The sequence below is a fragment of the Pseudomonas sp. SDO55104_S430 genome, from assembly GCF_054070595.1.
Genome location: NZ_JBSVXG010000353.1, coordinates 1 through 4,111, shown reverse-complemented (window position 1 = coordinate 4,111; position 4,111 = coordinate 1). Strand labels below are relative to the sequence as shown.

The window sequence follows — 4,111 nt, the reverse complement described above, 5'->3', positions numbered from 1 at the left end:
TATCGTGCGAAATCTGTAGGAGCGAGGCTTGCCCGCGAATGGGTCTAACTGAAAATGAAGATCCAGAGGCTTATCAGCCCTCATCCCCCTCATCATCATCCCCACCATCGACCTTCATCCCCAACTCCTTGATCTTGCGCGTCAGGGTGTTACGCCCCCAACCCAGCAAGACCGCGGCATCGCGGCGGCGGCCGGCGGTGTGCTTCAACGCAGTCTCGATCATGATCCGCTCGAAGGTCGGCACCGCGCTGTCCAGCAGGCTGGACTGCCCACGGGCCAGCGCCTGGTCGGCCCACTGGCGCAGCGCCTGCTCCCAGTTGGTCACCGGCGCCGAGTCCTGCGGCAGGCTCAGCAGCTCCGGCGGCAGGTCGCCGATGTGCACTTCGCGACCCGAAGCCATCACCGTGATCCAGCGGCAGGTGTTCTCCAGCTGACGTACGTTGCCCGGCCACGGCAGGTTTTTCAGGTATTCCTCGGTCTCGTTCTTCAGCAGCTTGGGCTCGACCGCCAACTCCTGGGCGGCGCGGCTGAGGAAGTGCTTGGCCAGGGTCGGGATGTCTTCGCGGCGATCCGACAGGCGCGGGATATGAATGCGGATCACGTTCAGACGGTGGAACAAGTCCTCACGGAATTTCCCGGCGTGTACCAGGGTTTCCAGGTTCTGGTGAGTCGCGGCGATGATCCGCACATCGACCTTGACCGGCACATGCCCGCCCACGCGATAGAACTCGCCGTCGGCCAGCACCCGCAGCAAGCGGGTCTGGGTATCGGCCGGCATGTCGCCGATTTCGTCGAGGAACAGTGTGCCGCCATCCGCCTGTTCGAAACGCCCGCGACGCAGGTTGGCCGCGCCGGTGAACGCGCCTTTTTCGTGGCCGAACAGCTCGGACTCCATCAGGTCCTTGGGAATCGCCGCCATGTTCAGCGCGATGAACGGCGAGGCCGCGCGCGGGCTGTGGCGGTGCAGGGCGTGGGCTACAAGCTCTTTACCGGTGCCGGATTCGCCGTTGATCAGCACGGTGATATTGGAGTGGCTCAAGCGGCCGATGGCGCGAAACACTTCCTGCATCGCCGGCGCTTCGCCGATGATTTCCGGGGTGCGGGTCAGCGCCGGGGCGACTTCCAGGCCTTGCTGTTCCTGGGCGTGCTGGTTGGCGCGCTTGACCAGTGACACAGCTTCATCGACATCGAACGGCTTGGGCAGGTATTCGAACGCGCCGCCCTGATAGGACGCGACAGCGCTGTCCAGATCGGAATGCGCAGTCATGATGATCACCGGCAGCCGTGGGTGCTGCTCGCGAATCCGCGCCAGAAGGTCCAGACCGCTGGCGCCGGGCATGCGAATGTCGGAAATGATCACGTCCGGCTGCTGGCGCGCCAGACGGCTCATCACGCCATCGGCGCTGTCGAAGCTCTGGGTGGTCATGCCTTCCTGTTGCAAGGCCTTTTCCAGAACCCAACGGATAGAACGGTCGTCATCGACGATCCACACGGTTTCACTACGGCTCATGTCGATGTGGCTCCTTGTTCCAGTGGCAGAAAGATCGAGAAGGTGGTGTGGCCTGGGTGGCTGTCACACTCGATCAGGCCCTGGTGCTGGCTGATGATGTTCTGGGTAATGGCCAGGCCCAGCCCGGTACCGTCCGGACGACCGCTGACCATGGGAAAGAAGATGGTTTCCTGGAGTTCCGCAGGAATGCCCGGACCGTTGTCGATGATTTCGATCTTGGTCACCAGGCGATGGCGCACGTGGCCGATGGTGAACTGGCGCATGGTGCGGGTGCGCAGGCTGATGCGGCCCAGGCGCAGCTCGTTCTGGCTGCTGATGGCCTGCATCGCGTTGCGCACGATGTTCAGCACCGCCTGGATCATCTGCTCGCGATCGATCAGCACGTCTGGAATGCTCGGGTCGTAGTCGCGCACCAGCGTGATGCAGCCCTGGCTTTCGGCTTCGACCAGCTGGCAGACGCGCTCCAGCACCTCGTGAACGTTGCACATGGCCAGCGACGGCAGCTTGTTGGAGCCCAGCATGCGATCCACCAGATTGCGCAGGCGGTCGGCCTCTTCAATGATCACATTGGTGTAGTCGCGCAGGCTTTCTTCCGGCAGCTCGCGGGCCAGCAATTGGGCCGCGCCGCGAATCCCGCCCAGCGGGTTCTTGATCTCGTGGGCCAGGCCGCGCACCAGCATTTTGCTGGTTTCCTGCTTCGACAGCTGCGCTTCTTCCTTGGTGATCCGCAACAGGCGGTCACGGGGATGGACTTCGAGCAGCAGCAGCGTGTCGCCGCCGCTGAGGATCGGCGTGACCGCGTAATCCACCGTCAGGGTCTGGCCGGTCAGCGCGGTGAGCATAGCCTCGCGCTTGGTGAACGGGTGCGCCTGCTGGACCGCCTGGCGCAGGGAATTGAGGGCTTCTGTGGATTCGGTAAACAGCTCGCTGATGAACTGGCCATGGCTGCGCTGGCCGCTGATAGCCAGAAGCATTTCCGCCGCCGGATTCATGTACTCGAGGCGCAACTCGGCGTCGAGCAGGATCGTCGCGGTGGTCAGGTTGTCGAGCAGCAAGCGGTGTAGTGCGTCACTGATGGTCATTCAGGACCTCTTTTGGCGCATGAATAAAAAGCCGATGCGGGGAAAATGCAAAAACCAAACCAAGGCTCCGAAAAGAAGCGCCCAGCCCGTGAAACAGGCGTTTGACGCTCGATTGCGTGGCGTTTCGTCGGTTTTTGCGGGTCGTTTCGAACCAAAATGGGTTGCGACGAAAGAATGAGGCAACTATTCGCACCAATGTAGTGCGTAAACCTGAACAGGGTTAAAAGAAGCGCAAAAGCGGATTTTTTTCTTCGACGGGCTTATCGGCGATGGGGCATTCCGGGCGCTGGCCGAAGTCTTCCAGGGTGCAGGGTTTGGCCTTGCGCTTTTGCGCCAGGGACATGCGCATCATGTGCATCGGCTGATTGGCGGTGCGTTCGACGATTCGGCCCTGTTCATCAAGGATTTCCACGGACAGTTGATGGGTGCCCCGGTCGACATTGCTCAGCGGGAACACCGGGCTCAGGCCGGGCTCGGCGGTGGGTTGACCATCGAGCAGCAGGCGATAGCGATGACCCTTTTGCAGGCCCGGCTCGCTGGTCACGCTGACGATGATCTCCCCGGCGGTGCTGCGTACGGTGGCGTCCGGTTCCGGCACCAGGATGCGCAACATGTCGTAGCGGAACAGCGGTTTTTCCACGGGCTTGTGGGTGGTGGCGAGGGAAGGTGCGATATCCGGGGCGGGCATCCGATTGCCGGTGCCCAGCGGCACGCGCTTGGCATTGCCGGGTTTTGGCTGGTCGGTGAAGACCCGATTGCCCTGAGCATCGACGTAGGTGAAGACCTCTGCCGAGGCGGGCAGGGCGAGCAGGCAGGCGATCAGCAGCCAGGCCTTCAAGGTTTGTGCACCCGTTGCACGGTGAAGGTCACGGTGGGGCTTTGCTGAATGACTGTCTCGCCTTCTATTACTTGCACGGCCAGGCTGTGCAGGCCGCGGTCGATATTGACCAGTTGCAAGGAAGGTACGTTGCTTGGCTGGCCGTAGGGTTGCTCGTCCAGTAGTAGCCGGAACAGATGCGGGCCTTGCAGGCGCGGTTTGATCAGCACGTTGACGGTGAAGGTGCCGTTGTTGGCGCGCAGGGCTTCGGTGGTGGGCAGGTTGGTGAGTTCCAGCACCTCATAGGCGCTTTGGGGTGATTCACGGCTCTCTGTGCTGGCCTTCGGCGCAGGGTTGTTCGGGGCCTGAGGTTCGACACTGTTGAGCGGCGGCAGGTCGACCGGTTGCGCGGTTACCCCGTCGGGCGGCTGATTGCTGTAGGCGGTGTTGCCGTTGGCGTCCGTGTATTTGTAGATCTGCGCTGCGACGGGCAGGGCGATCAGCAGCAATATGTAGAGAAGACCACGACCCATGAGAATGACCGCAAGCGAAAGCGTTGGGTTGCAGCATAGGTCAGGGATGGGGGTTGTCTCAAACCGTTAACACTTGGTCATGAAATACCCAATCCTCCAAACGCCGCAAATCCCCTTTGGGAGCGGGCTTGCTCGCGAATGCGTCCGGTCAGTCGACATCCCTTTGAAT

Annotated in this window: 4 protein-coding genes; all 4 read right to left on the bottom strand. The window is 61.9% G+C overall.

Going from position 1 to position 4,111, the window contains the following annotated elements; all coding sequences use genetic code 11:
• Nucleotides 1-73 precede the first annotated feature (73 nt).
• The gene (ntrC, locus tag ACW9JE_RS29215) at nucleotides 74-1,510 is read right to left on the bottom strand and encodes a nitrogen regulation protein NR(I) (protein WP_175376559.1); all 1,437 of its coding nucleotides are present in this window, start codon (nucleotides 1,508-1,510) and stop codon (nucleotides 74-76) included.
• Nucleotides 1,507-2,592 (bottom strand): nitrogen regulation protein NR(II), encoded by a 1,086-nt coding sequence (glnL, locus tag ACW9JE_RS29210; protein ID WP_224540563.1) that lies wholly within the window; start codon nucleotides 2,590-2,592, stop codon nucleotides 1,507-1,509. Before glnL ends, ntrC begins: the two co-directional genes overlap by 4 nt.
• A 220-nt stretch (nucleotides 2,593-2,812) precedes the next feature.
• Complete coding sequence (locus tag ACW9JE_RS29205) at nucleotides 2,813-3,430, bottom strand: DUF4124 domain-containing protein (RefSeq protein WP_457434739.1); 618 nt, start codon at nucleotides 3,428-3,430, stop codon at nucleotides 2,813-2,815.
• On the bottom strand, nucleotides 3,427-3,942 hold the full coding sequence (locus tag ACW9JE_RS29200) for a DUF4124 domain-containing protein (RefSeq protein ID WP_457434738.1): 516 nt from the start codon (nucleotides 3,940-3,942) through the stop codon (nucleotides 3,427-3,429). Before ACW9JE_RS29200 ends, ACW9JE_RS29205 begins: the two co-directional genes overlap by 4 nt.
• Nucleotides 3,943-4,111 lie beyond the last annotated feature (169 nt).